Source organism: Nocardia asteroides (genome assembly GCA_019930625.1).
GTDB lineage: Bacteria > Actinomycetota > Actinomycetes > Mycobacteriales > Mycobacteriaceae > Nocardia > Nocardia sputi.
This window is the reverse complement of record CP082844.1, coordinates 6,627,650-6,652,602: the sequence shown is the minus strand read 5'-3', so window position 1 is coordinate 6,652,602 and position 24,953 is coordinate 6,627,650. Positions and strand designations below refer to the sequence as shown.

Here is a 24,953-nt window from a genome sequence, read left to right as displayed (position 1 = left end):
GGTTTCTCCATTCCTGCGAGGGGGATGGTCAGGAGGCGGCGCGGGAGCCATCTGTAGGTTCGCGTGATAGCTGGCATCGCTGCTCCTCATGACCGGCTCGAATGCTGTTGTGTCTCATGTGTTTGGCGGGGTTTTCTTCTCACTGGTTTGACGTTTTCTCGGAGTTGGGCGTTTGCCAGTACTCGTTCGGCGGCTTTGCGGCCGTCTCGGGTGAGGCGGAAGAAGGTTCTGCGCCGGGATGTTTGGGTGGAGCCGCCCATGCGGGCGCGGCGGGCTGCGTGGGTTTCGAGATGAACGGTCAGCCAGCCCGCTTTGCGGAATCTGTTGAGGGCCTGATAGACGGGGCCCTCGGTGAATCCTGTGCGTTGCAGGACTGCGAGTCCGTGCGATTCATCGCTGGCAGCGCCGAGCAGGTCCTGGAGGATGATCAGGCTGCTTTCGGCTCTGATGGACACCGGTTCGACTTGGAGGTCGGCGAAGATCTGCTGGTAGTCGCTTTTGCGTTGTTGTGCGGTCTGTCTCGCGAGTTCTGCTGCTGATCGGCTCTGTGGTGATGTGGGGTCTGTTTGCCGTGCGAGTTTGGAGACCGCTGCCTCAGCTGCTGCGATGGTCTCGGCATCGGGCATTGGCAGGGCCTTGGCGCCGAGTGCTTGGATCATCAGCTGTGCAACGTTGTCGTCTTCCAGATCCTCGAGCAACGCCCGGCCGAGAGCGGTGGGGTGTTGGTGCCTGCCGAGTTCGGATCGGTCGAAGAGAGGGCCGCCGATATGTTTCTCCAGTTGCTGGAGTTGGGTGATCAAGGCGACGGATCGGCCGAGGTATTTCTGGGCGGTGAGCAGGTTGGGGAATTGCATCGCGATCCGGAACCGGTGCAGACGCAGCCATCCGTGTAGCCGACCTTCGACGGTGGTGCGGACTCGTGTGGGCACCATGTCCGGAAGGGAGGCGAGGAATTCGGTTCGGCTGAAAACTCCTTGCGGCCGGGTGGGGATGGCGAAACGGTGAAGCGCGTTGTTGACGACCATCTGATCGACATCGAGTTCGGCGGCGATGTCTGCCGTGGAGCGCAGCTTGTCGCAATATTGCTGTCGAAGCCATGCCTGGTCGATCGGGTGAGCGTCTGCGCCTTTGCGCAACGTGACGCCCAGTCCTTTGGCGATGCGGCTGACGCGTGGTTTGCCGAATCCTGTTGCCTCACCGATGTCGGCGAGGGTGCGTTTGTTCTGGATGTACTCGCGCTCGAAGAATTCCCGGGTCAGCGTCCGTTCGGCGTCGCGGTCGAGTTTCCAGGAGACCGGAGCGGTGTGTTTGGACCATTGCCGGACAGGCCGGTCGAGTCCTTCCAGCGCGAGGCGAACGTGTTCGATGTGAACCCCGAGAAGGTCGGCGACCGCGCTCGGGGCGCGCTTCTCGTCGAGGACGAGTCGGCGGATCTTGTCGGTGTCGAGGTCGGTGGGGTCGATGCCCGGCAGGGTCAGCCCGTCGGCGAGCTCGGCCGGTGGCGACCAGATGATCGGCTCCTCGATGCCGAGTTCGGCGAGCAACTGCTGGCCGTAGTCGCGCAGGGCGCGGCGCAAGTGGGGGGTGAACTGTCCCAGGGCGGTCGTGTAGGTGCCGCGGTCTTGCGGGCTGCGGAATACCAGCGGGTGATTTGGGTCGGATAGATCTGCGCCGGTGAGTATTTCGTGTAGGTGGCGTTGGACGACGTGGATGCGCCCCAGGCCTTTGCCTTGTTCGCCCGGGTGGGCTCCGATCTCGCAGGCCAGGTCCCGCCATCGTTGCCAGGTGATCGCTTCGGCCGGAACCACCTCACGGCGGCGCTGGTAGTCGATCGGGACGGTGGCGCTGTCGAGGTAGTCCGCGATTCGGCAGAGCACGGTGATCACGTCGGTGACCGCTGACCCGCCGGGTAGTTTCGCCATGCCTTGCAGCAGAGCGGTGCAGTTGCCCGGGTTGACTCTCGGATTCAGCGTTGTGCGGTGAGCGCGGCCGACAGCGCTGCCGGGGACCAGTAGCAGTGTGGCTAATGTGGCGCGGAACCGTTCGGCGTGGAATCCGCTCGCGGGCAGCAGTCGGGCCGACCATTCCGGCCAGAGCAGTTGCGGTAGCGCCCGCTGCCGGGCGGTGGTCTGGCCGCCGACGTGGATCGCAGTCGCTGTCGGGCTCTTGAGCCGCAGGCGGGTCAACGCGCCCAGATCGGGATCGATCGCGCGCACATATCTGTTGGGAAAGCGCCCGGATGCGTTCTGCCATCGCCTCAACTCGATCCGTCGGGGTGGGAACCGGTTCGGTGCGGGGTTTTTCGCGTGAATGTCGCCGATGAAGGCGATCGCGGGTTCGTCGTGGGTGCCGAGGATGTTCTTCGCGCGGCCCAGTAGCGCGGCGGTCAGAGCGGCATCGAGATATCGCGGGTTGCCGTCGGGGTGATAGGTCGTCGGTTCGCGGTCGGGATTGATCGCGTGTGCTTCGGCGGTCACGCTGTCGAGGTCGATGCCCCGCAGCCAGTCCGAGACCAGCGTCAATTCGGACTCCCGCGGCGACCCGGTGGAGGCTGTGGTCGCGGGGTTCTCGGTGTTGTGGTCGTGGATCCACTGTTGGGTGTCGAGCACTTCTCGGGGTGCTCGCCGCGTCGATCCCGCGGTCAGGTCGTTGCCGCAGCGGTTTCCGCGTGAGGGACCGTAGCCGCAGGCCGCGGGCGGGATAGGGTCTCGCCCGCCGAGTAGGAGCCGACGTGGGGTGTCGGCGCAGACCGGGCAGCTGTCGTGTAGCAAGAGGTTGTGCTCACCGCAGACGAGCTGCCACTTCCACCGCCAGATCAGCGGCCAGCGGCCACCGCCCTCGGCCAAGCACTGTGGGCAGAAACGGGACCGGCCCGAAACCAACAGCTGTGTCGCCCAGTCACATTCGCGTGCCGCTGCCGCGTCGAGTCTGTTCTCGGGCAGGCCCGCGGCATGTTCGAGGCGTCGCAGGATCGCTTCGTCGGCGGTGGTTCCCAGTAGCTGTCGAGTGTTGCGCAGACCGGGGCGGGCGCCGAGGGCTTGCAGCACCGCCAGTGGGGAGGTGCCGTTGCGGCGGGCCAGCGCCTCGATCCAGGAGTCGACTGCCTCGCCCTCGCCGATCGCGACCCGCAGCGGCAGGGTCATGGCCGCGCTCATCGAGTCACCGCCTTGACCGATGCCGATATTGTTCGGCGCGAGCTTTTTTCGGCGGTCTCGTCGATGCGGACGCTGTCCAGAAGGTCCCTGGACAGGGCCTCGGTGCCTGTCCGGATAGCCTTGAAGCAGCCCCTGTTGATCAGGGTCATCAGCGAACCGATGTGCCCGCCGGTTCGGCTGAACAGGTAGTCGGCCTGCCTGCTCAGCTGGCCTGGACGCGATCGAGCCAATACGACCTGGCGATCGACGGCCTTGACCAGCGCGCGCCAGTGTTCGTCGCGGTCGAACAACTCGACACTCAAGCGGGTCCAACGTCGGCCGCTCTGAGCGAACGCGGCATGGCGGCCGGTGAGTCCTTCCTCGAAGAACCGGCGCTCGCCCAGTCCCACTCCCGCGTAGATGAACGTCACGGGCAGCTCGTTGGCCAGCCATTTCAGGTGGTTGCTGACTGCCAGCCCGTCGCGAGAGTCGTGACGGATGAAGTGGATGTCGTCGATGATCCCGACCCGCGTCTCACACGAGAGCACGCAATCGAGCGCGTAGGTGGCCAGCTGCGCGGCGCTGCCACGGTCGGCGGCCGGATGGCCGTAGAACTGGCAGATCATCTTGTTCAACGTGCGCAAGGTGGTGTTGGAGGTCAGGCCGACCCGGAACACCGGAATGTGTTCGTGGCCTTCACCGGTCAGATCCCCGACCCGGTGGATCGCCGAGCGGTGGAAGTCGCGGCCGAACAGATTCACGATCGTCGTCTTGCCCAGGCCGGGGTAGCCGTCGAGCACCGCCGCCCCGCGCACCCGGTCGGGATCTTGGCGATTCGACGCCACGATCAGCTCGAGCTCGTCGCGGACCGCGGTCAGCTGAGGTGTGGCGATCGTGCCGAAGTTCGCGTGCCAGTCACAACGGGCATCGTTGTAGTCCAACAACGCGTCTTCACCGAGGCGCGCCAGCGCCTCCGCGGTGAGAGCGTCGGGACGGGTTCGGGGTTTGGTGTCGACGAATCGACGCCACCCCTGCTTGCGAGACAAGCTGTAGGCGCTGCTCATTCCAGCACCTCCAACGCATCCGCCCAGTAGCTCTCATCGAGTTCGTCGGTGTCGTCGTCGCCGCGGATCTCCGCGCTCGGCTCGACCGCGCCCAGCGATGCTCCGGCGACGGTTTCACCGAGATCGGCGATCGCCTGGACGCCGCTGCGTTCGGCCGACAGCCGTGCGGCCATGCGCCGCTCGCGCCGATCGATCACCTCCCCGGCGTTCCACCGGCCCAGCACCTCGCTCAACGCCTGCACGGGGTCTGCGAACCGGTCATCGCGTGTTGCCAGGACGCGCGCGTAGCGGGCGGCTTCGGAGGAGAACGGGGTGCCCAGCATCGGGGCGTGTTCCCAGACCAGTCGGTGCCAGGTCGAATCCTCGGGATCCTGGAAGAACACCACGCGGACGTCGTCGTCGTTGACGCGCAAGGGCCACTTGCCCGCAGCGACTCCGCCGTAGGGGCTGCGTGCGTTGCGGTAGGGGTCCAACGCGGCACCGTTGTAGCGGCGGCCCTCGATCTCGACCCCGTAGTGCTGAATCGTGCGCCACTCGACTCGCAAGAACTCGAGCACCAGATCCGGGGAGGCCGGAATACGCAACACCCCGGCCTTGGCCAGACCGAGCGCGAACATGTCATTGGGCGAGAGCGCCAGATCCGGCCACTGCGCCACCACCAGTCCGTCATGGGCGCACCGGTGATAGACCGTGGTGACCCAGTCCCGGATGATGTCCTCGAGCTCATGCAGGAACAAGAACGCTTGCTCGGCCACTGCCTCGCCGCGGCTGTGCAGGTCCGGGCCCTTGTAGGCGGGAAGATGCTGGATCAGCCCTTCGCGCAGAGACCGGAAGAACCGCTCGACCGTCGGTTTGTCGGTGGGCTTGCGTGGCTGCGCGGGCTGAATCGAGATACCCAGGCGCGAACACACCCCGATCACATGGGCCGACAGGAACGCCTTCCCGTGATCGACCACCAACGTTTCCGGCGGGCACCACGACTGCAAGGTGTGTTCACCGAACTCGGTGAACACCAGCCGATCCGGCAACCCGTGCACCGACCCCAGCGCCGGCCGTCCCGAACTCTGCCCGGTGACCGCCTCGAACAACACTCCCGCGACATCGACGGACTTCGTCGACACGGCCGTGACCTTCAACCCCACGATCTGGCGGTCGAACAGGTCCTGCGCGACGGTCAACTGTGCTCTCAACCACCGGCAGGTAACCGGCTCCATCGCGAACACATCCAGATCCTGGGTATCGAGCACCACATACTCGCCCGGCCGCGTCGCGCGCAGCCGACCGTAAACCCCGTGCGGGCGATCGGCGATCGAGCGACGTCCCCGCGCTGATCCATTGACCGCATTGGTGCCTTTGGCCAGCACCTCCAGCCGTCGATACGCGGTCGCCGTCGACGGCATCGGCACCACACCGGCGCCGTGTTCGCGTTCGATCCGCTGCGTGACCCGCATCAACAGCGCAGCGCGCGAAGGAGTCGACTTGGCCACGCCCTCGACGATTTCCGCCCGCAGTGCCGCGTCCCAACGTGGATCCACCGAAGTCCAACGCCCCTTGCGGGAGCGGTCGTCGACCAGCCCGGCCTCGCCGCAGGCGCGATAGGCCGCAGCCCACCGCTGGATCGTGCGCAACCCGATGCCGAGTTCGGCGGCCTTGGCCCGATAGCGCTCGATCAGCGCCACCGTCTGCGCGTACTCGGCACGGGGCTCACCATCGGCCGCAGCGTCACGGTGACCGGCCCGATAGCCGGTCAACACCTCGCGCACATGCCCGGCGCGCTCGGCGACCCTCTCACGCTCGGCCTGCGACAACCCGGCCAGCACCAGGCCGGGATCGACATCCGCGCCGGCCTCGGCGATCTCGGTGCCGCGGGCGCGAGTGACGAACTCCGACACCGCAACACTGCTGAACCGATCGTCACTGTGACGCAGAGTGACTCGGCGACCGTCGAACTCGACGATCCGCACCGATTCCCCGTCGAACAGCAACGTCATCCCCACCGCGATCGTGACCGTGCGCGCGCTCATGCCGCCGCTCCCACCGAAACGACGGTGTCGGCATCAAGCGGACACCTCAGATCCGCCCGCATCCGCGACCGCCACAGCAAGTGCAGCGCGACCGGCCGCACCAACGACGAAACGGCCAGCCCCGCCAGGCCGCGCTCCAACACCGCAAGGCTCACCGGTTCGGCCGCCGATTCCAGCACCGGCGCGATCAACTCCCGACATACCGTCGACTCGCGGCGATATCCGGCCAGGAATCGCAGGTTCTCCAGCTCGACGGCATCCATTCCGGTCCACACCTCGAAACCGAAACCTCGCAAAGCACAAAGCTTCTCGGTCCACGCGAACTGCGCCGCCACCTTCGGATCGGCCACACGCGAAGGCGCCTTCACATCGACCACCGTCACCGTGCCGTCCGCACGGGCCAGCAACAGGTCCGGCACATGCCGCCGGACCCGCACGCCATCGGACCCCTCCAGCAGAAACGGCTGAGCCGCGATCGCAACGACCGTCGAATCCTGATCCGCTACAAGCAGTCTCGCCAATTCCAGACGGCTCTCGTACACAAGATGCGTCCCGGTAGTCGATGACCAATACCAGCCCGAATAATGCCGACGCCCCTTATACGAACGGAACTCGCGCACCGGCAGACCGGCCAGCACATCCTCGACCGGCAATTGAGCCATAGTCGCGTCCACGAAACGACCATCAGAATTCCGGTACCGAACCAGCACATCATCCGACCGAGAAGCGCCGAAACCGGTTGGTATATAACGTGTTTCATTCATGCCGACCACACTCCCGCTGTCCAGCAGAAGCAATCGGCCGACACGCCGCACGGAATTCTCACCGATCTGACGCATTCGCCAGGTCGATGCCAAATGATTGAGAAGATGTCAGCTAACATGCGAACCTACACCATCGTCGTGGGTGGGTGTGGGTCTCCTAGCGGCGTAGAAGTCGTCGCTTTTCCACCGGTAGGGCGAGACTTGGACGCGTTCGTTGAAGGTGGGTGCGTGCACCATCTGGCCTGCGCCGAGGTAGATCCCGACGTGGTGGACGTCGGCGGCGGTGCCGTAGAAGACGAGGTCGCCGGGGGCGAGCTGGTCTTCGGATACCGGCGTGCCGGTGTGGACCTGGTCGTAGGTAGTGCGCGGGATCGAGATCCCGGCGGCGCGGTAGGCGGCCTGGGTCAGTCCCGAGCAGTCCCAGCCGCCATTCACCTCAGGCCCGTTGCCGCCCCACACGTAGGGCAAGCCGAGCTGGGCACAAGCGAACGAGACCACCTGTGCAGCAGCAGGGGTCGGCGGCGAGGCGGTCTGGCAGTCGCCGCCTGAGGTGTCGGTGGCGCGGTAGCGGGCGGCCTGGTCGAGGACCTGGTCGACGTACCAGTCGGCGTGGTTGTAAGCCCAGATCGCGGCGCGCAGGTCATCGGGTGCGCCGGAGTCGCACAGGTAGAACGCGGCGGCGTGGATGGCGTCGGAGGGGTTGTAGCGCGAGGGCGGGCTCGCGCCACCGGCGGGCAACGGGTGTCGCGAGACAACGGAGTCGAAGGTGGGAGCGAGGAACTGCATCGGCCCACCGGCCCCGGAGGCGTTCTCGCCCGAGGACACTCCAGGCAGGGTGGAGCGGCCGTGGTCGGTTTCGACCTTGCCGACCGCGGCGAGCACGCTCCAGTCCAGGCCGGGGCAGTCCCCGGCAGCGGCCTGGTAGAGCACGAGCATCTCGGCTGGGATGTCCTGCACCGCTTCGGTGCTCGAAGTCGAGCCGGTGCCGGTCGAGGCTCCCGAGGCGGGTGGGGTGAGCGCCTGGTCGAACACCACGACGGCGCTGACCACGGTCGCGATCACGACCGTGAGGAACACGAACGCGCCGAATCCTGCCCCGAGTGCCTTGACCAGCATCGCTAGCTCACCAGGACTCGTAGGTCGGTGGCTGAGGGGGTGGTGGGGACAGGGTGACAATGCCGCCCTGCGGTGCCCAGGTCGGCTCGGGTTCGATGTCGGCGTCGGGTGGGGTGCGCCGGGGCCACGCGTTGGCGAGCTGGTGCAGGTGTCGCCTGCGAGAGGCATTGGCGGCGTTGGCGTCCAGGGGCAGCCAGACCTGGTCGGCGGGACTGGCCTCGTGGGTGGGGGTGAGGAGTTCGGCGGCGGCGGTGGCCACGGGCACGGCCTCGGGATCGGGCAGCCGTTCCCAGGTTCGGTGCAGCGCCGCGCGGGCTTTGGTCTCGCGGGCGATACTTGGCACCCAGAGCAGGACGGGGGCGATGACGCCGGTGGTGCGGGCCAGCTCGGCGTAGCCGGTGAGTTTCGCCGCGACCCGCAACAGCGCCGTGGTGCTCTCGAGGTCGTACTCGAGGTAGAAGTCGAGCACGGTGTCGGCGTGGGCGTAGCGGCCGAAGGCGTCGGGGCGGGCGAGGTCTCCCCACAGGCGCTCGCAGCGGGTCTGGGACCACCACGCCTGGACCTGGGCGGGTTCGCCGCGCTGGTCGAGGGCGGGGTGGGAGATCAGGGCGGTGAACCAGTCGGCAACGCCGAGGGTGTGGGTCAGGTGCATGCTGTGGCCGATGGCGAGGGCGCGCTGATGCTGGTAGCCCAGCTCGCGCACCGTGATCCCGGCTTCGGCGGCGAGGACGCCGGCCCCGGCTGGTGCGAGTACCCAGTGCATCGGCGCGCTGCCCTGGGTCCGCCACGGCCGGAAACGGTCCACGACGCCGTAGCGGTGCAGCAGGTTCAGCCGCCGCAGCGCGATGGGCTGGGTGGGGAAGGCCAGGCTGGTGAGCTGGTTGGTGGTCAGGACGCGGTGTTCGTGCAGCATGCGCAGGATCCAGCGGTCGCGCTCGGTCAGGCGGGAGACGAGTGCGGTGCTGTCGAGCGGTCGGGGCCGAGGCCGGTTGTCGGGGCGGGGTCGGCGGTTGTCTGCCTGCTGGGCAGGTCGGGAGAGCATCGGTGGCACAACCTTTCTCAGGACGAACGGGCGGGGGCGGTTGGCGGGGATGAGCTGTCGGTGCTCGGGTCACTCGTCGCGGTTGGGGCGGGAGGTGCTGAGGCGGGTGCGGGCGGCGGCGGCGATCTCACGGGCGCGCCCGGGGATCGGTGGGTTCAGGGGGCGGGTGGTGAGGGTGAAAGGGCGAGCGTTGCGGCCGTCGACCAATAGGCGCGCGGCGGCGTGGAAGGCGTCGAGGTGAGACAGGTCGTGCTCGGACAACCACGGGTCGGTGTGGCGGGCCAGATCGCGCGCGTCGTCGGGCGACACGGCGAAGATCACCTTGTTGCGGGCATTGGCCGAGATGCCGTCGCGCAACTCACGGGACAGCTGGCCGAGGTTCTGGTGTGCCAGCAGCAGCGACAAGCGCAGTCCGCGGGCTTCGGCGAGCATGTCCTCGATCGGCGTCGACAGGTTGAGGAAGTTCTGCGCCTCGTCGAGCACTAGCGCGGCGTCAGGTCGGTCGGCGGCGGGCACCCGGGCTCTCGCGGTCACCGCCTGCCACGTCCGCGCGACCAGCAGTGACCCGACCAGACGGGAGGTCTCCTCGCCGAGTGAGCCTTTCGGCAATCTGGCCAGGCAGATGCCGCCGTGGTCGAGGATGTCGCCGAAGTCCACGGTCGAAGGACCACCGGCGACGGCCGCGCGCACGAACGGGCGCAGCAGGAACGCCCTCAGCTTGTTCAGCAGTGGACCGGTGAGCTGGGCGCGGCCGGTATCGGAGAGCTGCTCGTAGGAGTCCCAGAACCCGCGCAGGACGGGATCGGCGGTGGTGCGGGTGACCCGGGAACGGAACGCACCCTCGGTGAGCAGGCGGGGCAGGTCGGCCAGGGTCGCGGTCCCGGGCTGCGCGCACAAGGTGAGCAGGCTCGCGCGCATGATGTCGTCGGTGCGCGGCCCCCACCACTGATGAAAGATCCGGCGGAAAACCGTGGTCAGGTTGTCGACCGCGAGATCCATTCCCGCGCGCCCGATCCGGCCGATGTCCAGCGGATTCACACACGGCGGAGCACTGGATGCGTCGGCGTCGAAGAGCGTGACCCGCTCACCCATGCGAGACGGCAGCCTCGACAGGACATCGGTGACGAGGTCGCCCTTCGGGTCGATCACGATCACCCCGCGCCCCGCCTCGGCGTCATCGAGGATCGTGCGCGCCAACAGCGTGGATTTGCCGACACCGGTAGGTCCGAGGATGTGCAGGTGATGACGGGCGTCGCTGACTTTGACCGCGACCGGGCGGCGGGTGCCGGTGTCGGCCATCCCCAACGGCTTCGTGAACTCCCCACCGACGGGGATCTCCGGGGCCGGGGACAGCGCGCGAGCCCCGGCGCGCTGCAGGCCCGGTAGCCCATCGTCGGTGGGCAGATGCGCGATCGTGGCCAGCTCGGGCACCGACAACACATCCCCACGCCCGAGACGCCGCTCCCGGATCAACCGCTCGAGGCGGAAAAGCCGACGGCGACGCCGGTAGAAGTTGTGATCGGTGCATGCCGCGAACACCGTGGCGAGAGCGTCGGCTCGTCCGCGCGCCACCGCCCGCGCTTCGGCTGTCGAGTCGATCTCGGAGGGGTCGGTGGAGACCGGGATCGAGGCGGCATAGCGGACGACCGTCTCCCAATGCGCCCCTCGCGCTTTGGCCGCTGCCGCTCGGGCGGCGGCGCTGTATTCGAGCGAGGTCTGCCGGTCGGTGGCCCGCGCGCTTCCCACCCCGGTGGGGGTGCGGGAGGCGCGGGGGCTGCTCGAGCCGGGCGTGAGAAGGTCGAGGGCCTCGCGTAGCAGTCCCGCCGCGACACCGGTCCGGCTGCTGGTGCTCGCCGCGGAGCGGGTGGCGCGGGCGACGCGGCGGCCGGTGACCGGGCGGGCGAGGATCTGCACGCACACGGCGTGGCCGGGGGCGAGGTCGTCGGCGGCGGTGATCAGGTTGCGCACCAGATCACCGGAGTGATCGGTGCTCAGCGGGAGTCCCTCGTGGCGCCCGAGGCGTAGCTCGCCTCCGGCCACGACCCGCCGGATCCCTTTGACCGGGTTCGGCAGTGGGGGCCGGGCGGGTTCGGCAGTGTCGGTATGCGCGCCGGGCCACGCCGAGGCGACAGCCCGCTCGATCAACCCGGGTGGAATCGCGCCCGGCACCCACAGCCGGATCGCCGCCCCTTCCTCAGGGGTGACGGTGTACTCGAACCCGAGATGAGGCTGCCCCAGCAGCGTCCTCGCCCACGCTGGGCGGAGCTGGCCGATGAGGTGTGCCCAGAAGGTGAGTGCGCCTTTGGCGTCGACTTCGGGTGGGGTGAGCACGGTGATCTGGCGGGCACGTGCACTCAGCCGGCCTCGCCGCACCCGGCCCGCGAGTCCTACCGCGGCGAGCACGGCGAGGACGGCCGCAACGATGATCAGCCCATTGGTGGAGGCGAAGGTGTGCTGGAACGTCTCGGCGAGGTCGGCCACGGCCCGGCCGGGCGCGAGGAGCGCCCGGCCGAGCCACCCCTGCTCGGGGTCGTGTGCGGTGTTCACGCGGCCACCGACCCCGAGCCGGTACCATCGGCGTTCGACAGAGTCTCCGCGCTGCCGAACAAGAATCGCCCTGCCGCGCGGCGGCGTTCGGTCGCCTCGGTGGCTTCCGGCTTGCGGAGGATGATGACGTCCTCGTGGGCGATGAGGTGCATCGGCAGCCCGGCGGCGCGCTGTTTGACGATGAAGTCGCGCTGGAAGAAGCTCGACCTGGCGATGAGTTCGCCGTCGGTGAGGCGGCCCAGCAATGCCACGCACCGCTCCACCGGGACCAGCCCGGCCAGCTCGCCGCAGGTGTAGAGGTGGGCGGGCAGCGGCACGAGTTCGGCGTGCTGACGCCACGGCCGCGCGGTGATCACCACATACCCGCCCGGAGCGAGGTATTCGGCGGCCCCGGCCAGGATCTTCGTGAATCCGCTCAACAATCGCCCGAGGCCGACGTTGGCGAGATTGCCTCGGTCGAGGATCTGGCCGTAGCGGTGGTTCTTCTTCAGGACCGGCTCTTTGCGGTTGGCGCGCACGTGGCCGTGCAAGCTGTCGCCGTAGGGCGGTGAAGTGATGACCAACTTCGCCCGGCCGCGCAGCTCGGCCGGGATCAGATCGCCGAGCTTGCGGGCATCGCCGTGGTAGACCTCCGCGGCGAGGTCGATCCCGGCGTCGCGGGCGAGCTCGATGTTGGTGCGCGCCAGCTCCGCCCACCGGCCCTCGTACTCCACCCCGACCGCGCGGCGGCCCAGATGCAGGGACTCGACCAGGGTGGTGCCGATCCCGCACATCGGGTCCAGCACGAGGTCCCCAGGCTGGGTGTAGGTGTTCACGGCGTGGGCGACGATGGCGGGGAACATCTTCGCGGGATGGGCGGTGCTGTCGGGGTGATAGCGCCCCCGGCGCTGTGCGGTAGGCGCGGTCTGGGCCGTGGCCCACACCGACACCGGTGCGACGGCCGGGCACGGCTGTGCGGGGGTGCCGGAGTCCACGTCGGCGGTGGCGGTGGCGGTCGGTTCGAGAGTCATCGGGGCGTCCTTCGCGTGAGAGTTCCGGTGGGGCAGAGGGCGTGTGGGCTCAGCCATGGGCGGGCTGGAGGAAGACGAAGACGTCGGTGTGCGCGACGGTGTGGCGCGCGTTGCCCGAGGGAGCCGGGGCGGGAGTCGCGGTGACGATCTGCCCGGAGATGGGAGCGGCGATGATGTGCTGGAGGTAGAGCAGATCGGCGGCCTGCGCAGCAGCCACGACCGATCCGGCCGGGTCGAACAGGATCCCGGAGTCGCTGTGTCGGCAGCGGGAGAAAACGACCAGCAACCCACCCATCGCGAGGACTTCGGTCGCGAGAGCGGTGATGTGCTCGGCGGCGGCGATCGGGTCGAGGTGATCGGCGAGCAGGCTCGCGACGACCAGATCCACCGGCTCACCGCGCCAGGTTCGGTCGGTGGGTGCGTCGAGGCCGTGGCGGCCCAGATCGCCGATCGTGGACAGGGCGGCGGCGGTGTCGGGCTCGATGATCCGCAACGCCCCTCGGGTGACGGGGGCGGGCCAACCGAGCAGCGTCACGCGCGAACCGGGCGCGGAGAATTCGGTGATCGTGTGAACCAGCGCCCGGTCGGGCCAGCGGTCGGTGGGATCGAGCGGTTCGGGTCCGAGCGCCCACAAGGTCGAGGGGATCGCCACGGCGGCGGTGGAGCGTGGACGGCGGGAGCTGGCGGGCATGGCGGCCTCCTGAGCGAGAGAGCGGTGTGTACTCGCTTACTTCCGCCAAAAAGCCGAAATCGGGACACGGCTACCCGATATTTTTTCTGAGAATTTCCTGAGGTCGAAAATTGGGCCTCGGGAAGGCGGTCCGTTCCCTGGTGGTTCGGAATTTTTTTTGAAGAATTTTTGCGTCGGGTTGCCGACGGAGGAAGGTGCAGTATCCGGACCCTATCTGAAACATATCCGGTTCATATCCCGACTCTATCCGCAGCTTCACAAGTCCAGGTAGATGCTCATATCCGTACGGATATCCGGCGTCCTACTGGTGCTTGGCGAACGGTAGCGAAATATTCGCCAACCCGCCCAGGATATGACTTGGATATGTTTCAGATAGGTTTTGGGGGTGGTTTGGATAGGGTTTAGGTGCGTTTCGGATATGAGCGCGAGATGTCCTTGCGAGGTCGGAAGTTCTCGACCGAACAAGGAGACCTGTAGTGACGAATTCACACGTCGCGAAATACGTGGGAGCGAGCGGAAAGCCGGACTCGCCGCTGGCAGTGGTGTGGGCGGGCTTCGACCGGATGGCCGCCGAAACCCTGCCTGCCCACCCGCGCCCGGTGCCGACCTCGCAGCCCCCCGCCACCCCGGTGCGGACCTGGGGGCAGTTGCGCGAGCGACTGTGGCACCCGGCCACCCCGATGGCAGAGGTCGACGCGATCTGGGTGTGGCTGCTGCACCGAGTCCGCGCCAAGGAGCAGGGCGCGATGCTGGTGTGCGCTGGGCTGGCCGCGCCGATGCTGTCGCGGACCGCCAGCGAGTACGTGACCGCGAGCAGCACCGCCCGCCACGACGTCGAGTCCGAAATCCTGACCGCGTTCCTGGTCCACTTGCCGCGCGTCAGCGTGGACGAGCCGGGAGTCTGGCATCGGCTGCGTTGGGGTGCCTACCGCGCCGTCCTCAAGGCGGCAACCCGTCAGCGAATCAGCGTGACGGTGGTGGGAGACCTCGACCAGGACCTGGCCCCGCTGGGGGAGCGGGTGCGGGCGATCGGGGCCGGGCCGGGGCATCCCGAGACGGTGCTGGCCCAAGCCGTGGCCGCTGGAGTGATCTCCGCCGACGCCGCCGAACTCATCGCCGCGTCGCGGTGGGAGGGCCGGTCGCTGACCTCCTTGGCCGCTGAACGTGGTGTGTCGCTGTGGAAGTTGCGCAAGCAGCGGCCCCGCGCCGAACGCGCTCTGCTCGCATGGCTGAACGACCGCGCTCGCGACGTCGACCCCGAGCGCACCAGCCCGGTCGAGGCGGCGGCGGTCACCGCCCTCGCACCACCGGATCGGTCACCGCGGAGAGGTCGCCGGCCGAACCGGAACTCGCCAGCCCCGGCACCGTCGAGCACCGAGCACGGGCAGGTGGCGGCATGAACACCAACCAGGGACATCTCAACCACGCGACGCCACGGTCGGCTCGGCATTGGCTGCGGGTGCTTGCGGTCGCGGCCACGACCGTGGTCCTGCTGGTACCGATCGCCGGATCTGCTTCGGCGGCACCACCGCACGCCGAGGTGCTGGCCATCGCCTCGTCGTTGGGGGAGGTGATCGACAACGCCCGCAACTGGTTGGTGGGCATCCTGGCCGGGCTGGCGACATTGTTCTTGACCATCGCCGGAGCCCGCTATCTGCTCGGCGGCGGTGACCCCAGCGAGATCGAGAAGGCCAAAACCGCCTTCCGCGCCGCGTGCCTGGGATACGCGCTGGCGATGCTGGCACCGGTTGTTGTCGCCGTGCTCAAGTCCATCATCGGAGCCTGACCGTGACCACCTCGGCCCAGGCACCCCCGGCACCCGCCCGGTTCTCACCTGTCGCGCGCATCGCTGCCGCCAGCGCAGCGGCGGTGCTCGCCGCGGTCCTGATCGCGCTCACCAGTTCCGGCGGGGCCGCCGCCCAACCCGCCACCCCGACACCGGCCCCGCCGGTGACCACCGCACCGGCCACACCCGCCTCGACAACCACTCCACCGACCACGACAACCCCGCGCCGGTGGGTGACACCGCCCTCGACCACCGCCCCGACACCGGCCCCGCCGACAACGACTGCACCCGGCACGACAACGGCACCGACACCCGGCTCGGGCTCGGGTTCGGCGGAGTGCGGGGTCACCAACATCAACGGTTGTGTGGAGAACGCGGTCGACGGGTTCTTCCGGCGCATCGTGGAGACCTCGCTCAACCCGCTACTGGAACTGCTCTCGCAAACCCTGCTCACCACACCCGAACCCGGGCAGATACCCGAGATCGGCACTCTGTGGAATCAGTCCTGGCAGATCGTGGTCGCGCTCTACGTCCTGGTCGTGATGGCCGCCGGGGCGTTGTTGATGATGCGCGAGAGCGTCCAAACCCAATGGTCGATCCGCGAACTCGCATTCCGCCTGGTGATCGGCTTCGGGGTCGGGGGATTGAGCATGATGATCGCCACCGGCGGAATCGGTTTCGCCAACGCCCTCGCCGGTGCGCTGGCCGGAGACGGCGTCGACTCCGGCTCGGCCGCCGACGCCCTGACCGAGCTGGCGATCACCAGCAACCAGAGCCGAGGCGTGTTCGTGCTGCTGCAACTCGCGCTGTCGGTGATGCTGCTGGTGCTGCTCATCTCCTACGTCGTGCGGGTCACGATCACGATCCTGCTGATCGTGGGCGCGCCCCTGGCGTTGATGTGTCACGGGCTGCCCGGCCTCGACGGCATCGCCCGCTGGTGGTGGCGCAGCTTCGCCGCCTGCCTGGCGATCCAGGTTGTGCAATCGCTGACGTTGGTGACCGTCCTGCGGGTCCTGCTCACCCCCGGCGGCTGGCATCTATTCGGCCCCGACGCCAACGAGATCGCCGACCTCACTGTCGCTTTGGCGTTGATGTTCGTGTTGATCAAGACGCCGATGTGGCTGTTGTCGGTGCTCGAGATCGGGCAAGGTCGCAGCTTCCTCGGGTCGATCGGGCGCGGGTTCATCGCCTACAAGACCCTCGGCATGCTCAAAGGAGCCACCTCGAGCAGTGCCCGCTCCGCCGCGTCGGGGGGATCGGCACGGCGACTTCCGCGCCCTGCCCGCGCCCCACGAGCCCCTCGCACCGCCGCCAGCAATGGGCTGCCCGATCCGTACGCGCGGGTGCGCTCGACACGGGACGGGCAGCTCATGCTGCCCCTGGAAGGAGTCCGCCGGGTCGCGCGGCAACCCAGCCCGGCACCGGCCGAGGCGACCGGCACTCCACCGCCACGTCCCACCCGGTCGGCGAGGGGACGCCAGCTCGCCTTCGACTTCCGTGAGCCCGACCCGTACCGGGGCATCCGCGCCGGGGCCGGGGGACAGTACCCGCTCCCGATCCCGGTGCGCCGGATCCGAACATCACCACCGGCTCCCGAGCCGCCGCCGCAGCGTCCCGGTCGCCGTGCAACACCGCAACAGCTCGCCTTCGACTTCACCGAGCCCACCCCGGCCGACCCGTACGCGCGTCTTCGCCCGACGCGCAGCGGCCAGTACCCGCTGCCGTTCCCCGTCACCCGGGTCAAACCCGTTGCACCGCCACCGAACCCACCACAACCACCCGCACCGCCGCGTCCGGCAGGTCGGCAGCTGCATCTGCCCATGCCCGATCTGCCCGTGCGCCGCCGCGCGCCCCGCGCCCCGAGAGGAGGCACCCTCCAGTGAGCACCATCGTGCGCATCCCCGCCGACGTCGACCGCTCCGACCGGCTGCTGGGGCCCTTCACCGCCCGCCAGCTCGTTGTCCTCGCCACCACCGCCGTACTGCTGTATTCGACCTGGGCGGCGACCCGATCCCTGCTGCCTCTGCCGGTGTTCGCCGTCGCCGCTGCCTTGGTGTTCGTCGTCGTCGCGGTCGCGGTGCTCACCCGCCGCGACGGCTTGTCGGCCGACCTGCTGCTCGTGGCCGCCATCCGTCACCGCCTCCGCCCACGCCACCTCGTCCGGACTCGCGTTCACGTGGCCCCGAAGTGGATCTCCCGCCGTGCCACCACCACCCGGCCCCGCATGCCCGCCCCGGCAGCGTTGACAACGCAGGCGGCTCGACTACCGGAATCGGTCACCGCCAGCAGCAGTGGTGGTGTCGGGGTGATCGACCTCGGCGCCGACGGGCTCGCCGCCATCGCTGTCGCAGGCACCCTCAACCTGAGCTTGCGCACCCCGACCGAACAGGACAGCCTCGTCGGCCAACTCGCTGGCTGGCTACACACTCTCCGCCAACCCGTGCAAATCCTCATCCGCTCGGCCCGCCTGGACCTGACCGAGCACATCACCGGCCTGCACGCCGCCGCCGCCCAGATGTCAGCCGACCTCGCCGCGGCGGCCCTCGACCACGCCGATCACCTCACCGAACTGGCTGCCCGCGAGGCCCCGGTGCACCGGCAGGTACTGCTGATCTGGCGCGAACAGACCCAGCCCCTGACCGCGACCGGACTGCGGGCTCGGTTGCCCGGCCGCAGACGCGCGGGACGGGTGCTGTCGGGTGGTGCGCGGCGGGCGGCCGAGTCCCGGTTGCTGCGCCGGATGACCGAGGCCGCCGATGTCCTTTCCCCCCTCGGGATCTCGGTGACCGCCCTCGACAACGACGCCGCCACCGTTGTGCTGGCCAGCTGCACCAACCCAGAGAGCGTGGTGTCCGCCGCCGCCGACATCGCCGCCACAGACACGGTCATCACTACCGACCCCGACAGCCGATCACCGGATCCGTTCGCCGAGGGCCTCGACCGGTTCGCGCCGGAGTCCCTCACCATCGGCACCCGCCATCTCGAGATCGGCTCCGACTGGAGTGCGACCCTTGCGGTTACCGGCTATCCGCGCGAGGTCACGGCCGGCTGGCTCGCGCCATTGCTGACTCACCCGGGCAGAGTCGAGGTCGCCGTGCACGTCGAGCCGATCGACCCGGCCACTGCCGCCACCCGGCTGCGCCGCCAGCAGGCCCGCCTCGAATCCTCCCGGATGCACGATCTCGGCCGGGGCCGCCTGACCGACCCACAGATCGACGTCGCCGTCGAGGATGCCGCCGACCTGTCGGCGCGCGTCGCACGCGCCGAAGCCCGGTTGTTCCGGGTCGGGGTGTATCTGACCGTGCACGCCGAGACGGAGACCGGACTGACCGAAGAGGTCGCCGCTGTCCGCGCTCTGGCGGCGAGCCTGCTCGTGGACACCTGCACCCTGTCCTACCGGGCAGCTCAAGCCTGGGTGACCACGTTGCCCCTCGGGCTCGACCTGCTCCGGGTCCACCGGACCTTCGACACCACCGCCCTCGCCGCGGCATTCCCCTTCGACTCACCCCAGCTAGCCGCTGCCGATCCCGCCCGAGCCGACCGACCGCAGGGTGTTCTCGTCGGGCGTGACGCCGCAGCAGGGTTGCTGTTCGTGGACCGGTTCGGGCCCGAGGCCCATAACCACAACCTCGTCGTTCTCGGGCGCAGTGGCTCGGGCAAGTCCTATCTGGTCAAGACAGAGATCCTGCGCTCGCTGTATCGCGGGATCGAGCAGGTCGTCATCGATCCCGAGGACGAATACCGGCGCCTCGCCGAGTCCGTCGGCGGCACCCACATCCGCCTCGGCGCACCCGGAGTCAGGATCAACCCCCTCGACTTGGAGGTCCACAGCCGAGCCGACGGCCGCCGCAGCGCCCCCACCGATGCCCTCACCCGACGCAAGTTGTTCCTACACAGGCTGATCCAGGTGCTGCTGGGGGAACAGACCGCCGCACAGCGGGCCGCCCTGGATGCCGCGCTGGCCGCCACCTACGCCGCCGTAGGGATCACCGACGACCCCGCCACCTGGACCCGGCCCGCGCCCACCCTGAGCGGACTGCGCGACCAGCTCACCCGACTCGGCACGGCCGCCGGTGCCGAGCTGGCCGCCGGACTGCACCCCTACGTCGGCGAGGGTGCCTATGCCAGCGTGATCGACGGGCCGACCACCACCGAGCCCGAGGGCGGATTAGTCGTGTTTTCGCTACGGGATCTGCCCGAGGAGCTGAAAACCATTGGCAATCTGTTGGTTTTGGATGCTACGTGGCGGCGGGTGTCGAATCCGGGACAGCGGCGGCCCCGCATGGTCACCGTGGACGAGGCGTGGCTGCTCCTGCGCGAGCAGGCAGGAGCACAATTCCTGTTCCGGGCAGCCAAGTCGTTCCGCAAGCATTGGGCCGGGCTCACCGTCGCGACGCAGGATTGCGCTGATGTGCTGTCGACGGAGCTGGGGCGCGCGATCGTGTCCAACGCCGCGACCCAAATCCTGCTACGGCAGGCACCTCAGGCCATCGACGAGGTCGCTACCGCCTTCCAGCTCTCCGACGGCGAGAAGCAGTTCCTACTCTCCGCGGCACGGGGATCGGGGTTGCTCGCGGTCACCGGCACCGACCGGGCGGTGTTCGGGTCTCTCGCCTCGCCCGCCGAAAATGCGCTCATCACCACCAATCCCGGCGAACTCGCCGATAACGACGGCGACACCGACATTGAAATCGACGCTGCTGCACCGCGACCCCCGCTCACCGACCCCACGATCCCGAGACAGTCACGGCCCCCCGCGGCGAACGCGACACCGATGCCGATGCGCAGGAGGAGGTGATGCTCGAGAACCGCGCAGCCTGAACCATTCGACTCTGCCCGCCCAACGAGTATATGCCCGCCGCGTCACCGCACCGGACAACCCCGACCGCCGTCCACCCGATGCTGTCCGGTCATACGGCTGGGACGTAACCCGCCCTGAATAGCCCGCTGCCGCGATAGCAGTGGGGGTCGGCCCCGGACCCACACCGGATCGGCCGGCAGGGCATTAGACCCGTTGGAGGAGAGGGTAGTTGACGACTGTGCAGATACGGAGCGTTCATGGACCCGGATGTCCGGGCGATCCGGCCACCAGGCATAGCCCCAACCCAGACACACACCCCCATTACTGGTGGGGATAGTGCACCGCGCGCTCCCCAAATCTTGGAATAACGAACAGACAGGACTTTCGATATGGACACGGATCGTTACTTGCACCTGGACCCGACAGCCTGGTACACAACCGAGGAGGTTGCTGCGCTGCTGAAGGTGGATGCCTCCAGCCTCCGCCGCTGGCGCACCGGCCAGGCGCCGCAAGGGCCGCCGTTCGTAGCCATCTCCGATCGTGTGATCCGCTACAGCGGCGCCGACGTGATGGAGTACCTGTCGAGCAGGCGCATCGATCCGAAGGCGGCGTGATGAGCGACCGCATCGACGCCATTCCGCTCGGGGTCGCAGTCCGAGGCTATATCGAGGTCCGAGGCAAAAGCGGGATGGTTCGGGCTCGGGTCCGCTGGACCGATCCAGTGGCGAAGGCCCGGGACACGAGGTCGAAGACGTTCGAATCCCAGGAGGAAGCCGAGAACTGGATTTCGGGGATCGAGCAGGCGGCCCTGCGCGGTGTAGATCCGAAGACCGCGACTGCGACGCTGGCCGAGTACGGGAATGCGCACTGGGATACCGCGATGCGGGGCGTGGAGCCGAAGACGCTCGATCCGTATCGGGCGGGCTGGCGGCGTCGGGTGGTGCCGACACTGGGTCATCTGCCGGTCACCATGATCACAACCGGTTTGGCCGATCGGGCGGTGACGGGCTGGATCGCGGACGGCTGCGGAGAGTCCACGATCAAGAACACCTTGGCAGCACTGGCGCGGGTCCTGGATCAAGCCGTGCGCGACGAAGTGATCGATCGCAACCGGGTCGACGTGAGCGGGTGGCGTCGGCAGCTGGCGCGGCGCGAGGACGAGCTCGACGATCCGCGCGCGTTGGCGTTGCCGGATTGGGCCACGCTCGAGCAGTTGATGACGGCGCTCACGGAAGCATCGGCCGGCCGATTTCGCGGCTGGGGCGATGTGGTGATGTTCGCGGCCTGCACGGCGACCCGGATCGGGGAGGTTTCGGGTTGCAGGGTCCGGGATATCGACACCGAGCAGTGGGTGTGGACGTTGCGGCGGCAGACGACGCCGGGGCCGGGTGGATTGCAAGACAAGGGCACGAAGGGCAAGCGGTCGCGTCCGATTCCGTTGATCGAGGAGATTCGTCCGCTGATCCTCAGGCGGATCAACGAGGCGCGCGCCCGCGTTGAACGTGGCCAGGAGGAGGCGAGCGAGAAGCAGCGGCGAGAGGCGCTGTTGGATGCTCGGCTGTTCGTCGGGCCTCGGGGAGGTCGCATCCAAACGGGAGTGCTGCGGGATGCGACCCATTGGGACGAGGTTGTGACGAAGCTCGGATATGAGCATCTGCGGCGTCACGATCTCCGGCATACCGGGCTGACATGGTTCGCGGATGCCGGGGTTCCGCTGCATCGGCTTCAGCGGATCGCCGGGCACACTGATCCCAGGATCACGCAGCGGTACCTACACCCGGATATCGCGGCATTGCAGGAGGACGGCAATCAGCTGTCGCGGCACCTGCGGGGCAAGTCTGGCCCCAGATTGGCCCCAACTCTGCGGGCGGTCCCATAGGAAAAAATCCCCTCCGATGCAGGTCGGAGGGGATTTTTCTATGTCGGGCTGACAGGATTTGAACCTGCGACCACTTGACCCCCAGTCAAGTGCGCTACCAAACTGCGCCACAGCCCGTTGCGTCCGCTGTGCGGGCGCTCGAAGAGATTACCGCACGAGGTGGGGGCGGTGCTAATCGCCTAGTCAGAGTGTGTTGTGGGGGGTGGTCGACCGGTGCGGAGGGGTAGGTGGTGGGCAAGCGGCCTACTTGTCGGTGATGGCGCGGCCTTGTTCGCGCAGGAGTCGTCGTGTCAAGGGAAAGGTAGAGGTGGGGACGGGGGAAAGGTCACCGGGACGGTGGCCGGGGCGCGGTGGAAGGAGTTCGGTAGCCACCGCAATTCCTCGGCGGGGACCGCCAGCCGGATCTCCGGCAGGGCGTCCAGTAGTTGGTCGAGCGCTTCCTGGACGACGACCATGGCGACCGACTGGGCGGGGCAGGTGTGTGCCCCGGCGCCCCACGCCAGGTGCGAACGGTTGCCTTGGCGATCGTCGGCCACCGCGGCGGGATCGTTGTTGCATGCCGCCAAACCGATCAGCACCGGTTGATGCTGCGGCAGCCACATATTCCCGACGATCTGGGGCTGACGCGGATATCTGATGCAGGAAATCGACTCGGGGGGATCGGTGAACAGCACCTCATCGATCGCGTCCCGGGTGGACAGCGCTCCGCCGAGCAGTTCACCACCGAAGCGTTCGTCGGTAACGAGCAACAGTACGGTGACCGCGATCAGGTTCCACGTCGGTTCGGCGCCCGTCGTGTACAACATGGCCATTTGATGCACGAGTTCGGTCTCGCTCAATCGAGCCGGATGCTGGACGAGCCAGGACGCCACATCCCTGGCCGGTGCTACCCGTCTGGCGGAGATCACCTCGAGCATCGCCGAGGTGAGCATTCGATGACCGGATTCCACCGAGGTCTCGTCGACGGCGTCGCGCAAGTTCGTCATCGCCGTGTACGCGTTCTGCCGGGTCCCCGGCGGAAATCCCAGTACCTGCTCGAGCACCCCGACGGTGAGCGGGATCGCGTACTCGCTGAGCAGATCCACCGAACCGTCCGCGCAGAAACCGTTGATCAGCGACACCGCGGTGCGTTCGACCGTGTGACGCAGCGCGTGCAGGTCGATCCGATCGAGGCTGTCGGTCACAGCCGTTCGGTAGCGGGAGTGCGCGTCTCCCGCGGTGCGCAACGCGTCCGGCCGCCACCGCATCGCCCACGGCACCGGACACCGCGTGGCCGCACTTTCTTCCCATTGGCTCGGATCAGCCGAGAAACGGGAAGGATCGGTGAGGACGCTCAACGCCGTGCGGTAATCGATGACCAATGTCGCCGGCACTCCCGGTGCTACCTCGACCGGGGCCAGCGGGCCGTGATCGGTGCGCATTCGCCGGTAGGCGGCATGGGGGTCGGCCGCGAACTCGTCAGAATACAGTTTCACCGGCGCGCACCGTAGCGATCGTGCGGCGCGGACGGGCGGAGCGCCGGACGTCCCGGTGGTCTCGCTCCCAGCACGAGAGACGACGAAATAGTCACAACAGGCTCCTGAAAAGCGAATACGAAATCATCGACAGGATCCGCACGGCTTCTCTGGCGTAGGCGGGTCCGGCCGTGTGAGGAATAGCTGAGTCGGCTACCGCGGGAAGCCGAGTACGGGAGGCCGATGACACGCGGGTGGCGCGGATCGTCGCCGGCCCGCTGGGCGCGTCGTGGATCCTGACGATCCGCGTGCCCGGTACGACCTCGACACTTCTGAACTCCCCTGCTATGCCGTCGGCAATTGGCGCCGCGGCCGAACCCGGTAGTCAAACCGACTGGTTTGCCCAAACGTATTCGACCGCAGCGTAATTCGACTAACGCTGAGGGAGCATACTCATTTCCGTCATCGTTCGCAGCGCGAACAATCTGGGACAGCGGTCCGGTCCGGCAGTGGACCATTCAGCCAGTGAGGCAGCGCCCTCGAAAGAAGTGGTGTCAGCCGCCGGTGACCGCGATCGTGCGCGTCGATCGCGTCCGATGACGGTATCTGCACGACCGTCGATGGGATCGCTGTCCGTCGCTTCGGTTGCGGGATCATGAGCACCGGGGCGCTGACGCACTCACGGTGCGCGCATCGATAGCAGGGACAACTGTGATGCCGGTAGTCGAAGTGCGACAGTCGATTCGGCGCCTTCGGGCTCGCCGCATTCGAAATTGGCGTGTAGCGTGGCCGGCACGGATAGGAGTGGGACTGGTGCGTGTCCATCACTTGGATGCTGGGGGAACCCGTCCTTCGGGTGGCCGCTTGTTCGATGGCCGCCCGGGGGTGCTGCGCAGAGCAGCCGGCGCGTGTCATTGCTTGTTGGTCGAGCACTCTGCTGGGTTGACCCTGGTCGATACGGGTTACGGCGAGCAGGCGCTGGTTCGGCCGGATGTCTGGGTGGGGCGGCAACTCATCCGCCGGTCGAATCCGGTTCTCGACCAGCCGATCGCGCGTCAGGTCGAAGCGCTGGGATTCTCCCGCGACGATGTACGCGACATCATCGTGACGCATCTCGATCTCGATCACGCGGGCGGGCTCGCCGACTTCCCCCGGGCGGCCGTGCATGTCTACCGGGACGAGTTGGAGGCTGTCGAAGGGGCGTACGGCCGTCGCGAAAAGATCCGGTATCGGCCGGTGCAGTTCGAGCACGGACCCAGGTGGTCGGTCTATGACGAGTCCGACAGCCGGGAGGAGCGCTGGTTCGGCTTCCGGGCGGTGCGCGAACTGCGCGGTCTGCCGTCGGAGATTCTTATTGTTCCGCTGGCGGGACACACACGCGGTCACGTCGGAGTCGCTGTGGACACCGGGAACGGCTGGTTGTTGCACGCCGGGGACGCCTATACCTTCCACGGGCAGATGGCCGAGAAGCCGTCGATGCCCCCGGGGCTACGCGCCTTTCAGTGGGCGATGGACACTCGGCGCCCGTCTCGCATCGACAACCAGCAGCGGCTACGGGAACTCGTCCGCGACAATGCCGACACGGTGACGGTGTTCTCCGCGCACTGCGCGACGGAGTTCGAGCGCCTGCGCCGTTGAGGC

At 68.0% G+C, this 24,953-nt stretch carries 17 protein-coding genes, 1 tRNA gene and 1 pseudogene; 7 read left to right on the top strand and 12 right to left on the bottom strand.

All coding sequences use genetic code 11. The features are described 5' to 3' along the window. Window positions 1-86 precede the first annotated feature (86 nt). The 9 genes from K8O92_30035 to K8O92_29995 all read right to left on the bottom strand — a co-directional run bounded on the left by K8O92_30035 (window position 87) and on the right by K8O92_29995 (window position 13,392). Window positions 87-3,155, bottom strand: coding sequence for a TniQ family protein (locus tag K8O92_30035; protein ID UAK31926.1), 3,069 nt, complete (start codon window positions 3,153-3,155; stop codon window positions 87-89). Next, the gene (locus K8O92_30030) at window positions 3,152-4,198 is read right to left on the bottom strand and encodes a TniB family NTP-binding protein (GenBank protein ID UAK31925.1); all 1,047 of its coding nucleotides are present in this window, start codon (window positions 4,196-4,198) and stop codon (window positions 3,152-3,154) included. The genes K8O92_30035 and K8O92_30030 overlap by 4 nt, the downstream gene beginning before the upstream one ends. Then, window positions 4,195-6,222, bottom strand: a complete 2,028-nt coding sequence (locus K8O92_30025; protein UAK31924.1) for a transposase — start codon at window positions 6,220-6,222, stop codon at window positions 4,195-4,197. Before K8O92_30025 ends, K8O92_30030 begins: the two co-directional genes overlap by 4 nt. Continuing rightward, the gene (locus K8O92_30020) at window positions 6,219-6,932 is read right to left on the bottom strand and encodes a TnsA-like heteromeric transposase endonuclease subunit (GenBank protein ID UAK36025.1); all 714 of its coding nucleotides are present in this window, start codon (window positions 6,930-6,932) and stop codon (window positions 6,219-6,221) included. Before K8O92_30020 ends, K8O92_30025 begins: the two co-directional genes overlap by 4 nt. A 162-nt stretch (window positions 6,933-7,094) precedes the next feature. Continuing rightward, on the bottom strand, window positions 7,095-8,102 hold the full coding sequence (locus K8O92_30015; protein UAK31923.1) for a bifunctional lytic transglycosylase/C40 family peptidase: 1,008 nt from the start codon (window positions 8,100-8,102) through the stop codon (window positions 7,095-7,097). A 7-nt stretch (window positions 8,103-8,109) separates the two neighbouring features. Beyond that, window positions 8,110-9,144 (bottom strand): replication-relaxation family protein, encoded by a 1,035-nt coding sequence (locus K8O92_30010; GenBank protein ID UAK31922.1) that lies wholly within the window; start codon window positions 9,142-9,144, stop codon window positions 8,110-8,112. Between the two features lie 69 nt (window positions 9,145-9,213). Next, the gene (locus K8O92_30005) at window positions 9,214-11,691 is read right to left on the bottom strand and encodes a DUF87 domain-containing protein (GenBank protein UAK31921.1); all 2,478 of its coding nucleotides are present in this window, start codon (window positions 11,689-11,691) and stop codon (window positions 9,214-9,216) included. Beyond that, the gene (locus tag K8O92_30000; GenBank protein ID UAK31920.1) at window positions 11,688-12,701 is read right to left on the bottom strand and encodes a site-specific DNA-methyltransferase; all 1,014 of its coding nucleotides are present in this window, start codon (window positions 12,699-12,701) and stop codon (window positions 11,688-11,690) included. The genes K8O92_30005 and K8O92_30000 overlap by 4 nt, the downstream gene beginning before the upstream one ends. A gap of 49 nt (window positions 12,702-12,750) precedes the next feature. After that, window positions 12,751-13,392 carry a hypothetical protein gene (locus tag K8O92_29995; GenBank protein ID UAK31919.1) on the bottom strand — a complete coding sequence of 214 codons (642 nt, stop codon included), beginning with the start codon at window positions 13,390-13,392 and terminating at the stop codon, window positions 12,751-12,753. 476 nt (window positions 13,393-13,868) lie between these two features. On the opposite strand from K8O92_29995, the gene K8O92_29990 reads away from it, so the two are divergent. Continuing rightward, window positions 13,869-14,792: a hypothetical protein gene (locus K8O92_29990; protein UAK31918.1), complete on the top strand. Its 924-nt coding sequence runs from the start codon at window positions 13,869-13,871 to the stop codon at window positions 14,790-14,792. A 59-nt stretch (window positions 14,793-14,851) separates the two neighbouring features. Continuing rightward, window positions 14,852-15,178 (top strand): pilin, encoded by a 327-nt coding sequence (locus K8O92_29985; GenBank protein ID UAK36024.1) that lies wholly within the window; start codon window positions 14,852-14,854, stop codon window positions 15,176-15,178. On the opposite strand, the gene K8O92_29980 is transcribed toward K8O92_29985, so the two are convergent. Then, window positions 15,165-15,533, bottom strand: coding sequence for a hypothetical protein (locus K8O92_29980; GenBank protein ID UAK31917.1), 369 nt, complete (start codon window positions 15,531-15,533; stop codon window positions 15,165-15,167). The two genes, K8O92_29985 and K8O92_29980, sit on opposite strands and share 14 nt — an antisense overlap. 10 nt (window positions 15,534-15,543) lie before the next feature. Here K8O92_29980 and K8O92_29975 point away from each other — a divergent pair, with 10 nt between their 5' ends. From K8O92_29975 to K8O92_29960, 4 genes are all read left to right on the top strand, one after another. Further along, window positions 15,544-17,061 carry a hypothetical protein gene (locus K8O92_29975; protein UAK31916.1) on the top strand — a complete coding sequence of 506 codons (1,518 nt, stop codon included), beginning with the start codon at window positions 15,544-15,546 and terminating at the stop codon, window positions 17,059-17,061. After that, window positions 17,058-19,976 carry a PrgI family protein gene (locus K8O92_29970; protein ID UAK31915.1) on the top strand — a complete coding sequence of 973 codons (2,919 nt, stop codon included), beginning with the start codon at window positions 17,058-17,060 and terminating at the stop codon, window positions 19,974-19,976. Before K8O92_29975 ends, K8O92_29970 begins: the two co-directional genes overlap by 4 nt. A 392-nt stretch (window positions 19,977-20,368) precedes the next feature. Then, window positions 20,369-20,593: a helix-turn-helix domain-containing protein gene (locus K8O92_29965; protein UAK31914.1), complete on the top strand. Its 225-nt coding sequence runs from the start codon at window positions 20,369-20,371 to the stop codon at window positions 20,591-20,593. Window positions 20,594-20,772: 179 nt separating this feature from the next. Next, window positions 20,773-21,858, top strand: a complete 1,086-nt coding sequence (locus tag K8O92_29960; protein UAK36023.1) for a site-specific integrase — start codon at window positions 20,773-20,775, stop codon at window positions 21,856-21,858. 43 nt (window positions 21,859-21,901) lie between these two features. On the opposite strand, the gene K8O92_29955 is transcribed toward K8O92_29960, so the two are convergent. Beyond that, window positions 21,902-21,975: transfer RNA gene (locus tag K8O92_29955), tRNA-Pro, on the bottom strand. A 173-nt stretch (window positions 21,976-22,148) separates the two neighbouring features. Then, window positions 22,149-23,407, bottom strand: a pseudogene (locus K8O92_29950) (cytochrome P450). A 718-nt stretch (window positions 23,408-24,125) separates the two neighbouring features. Between K8O92_29950 and K8O92_29945 the strand changes: the two are divergent. Continuing rightward, a complete protein-coding gene (locus K8O92_29945) occupies window positions 24,126-24,950 on the top strand; it encodes an MBL fold metallo-hydrolase (GenBank protein ID UAK31913.1) in 825 nt (274 codons plus the stop codon). The last annotated feature ends 3 nt before the right edge of the window (window positions 24,951-24,953 follow it).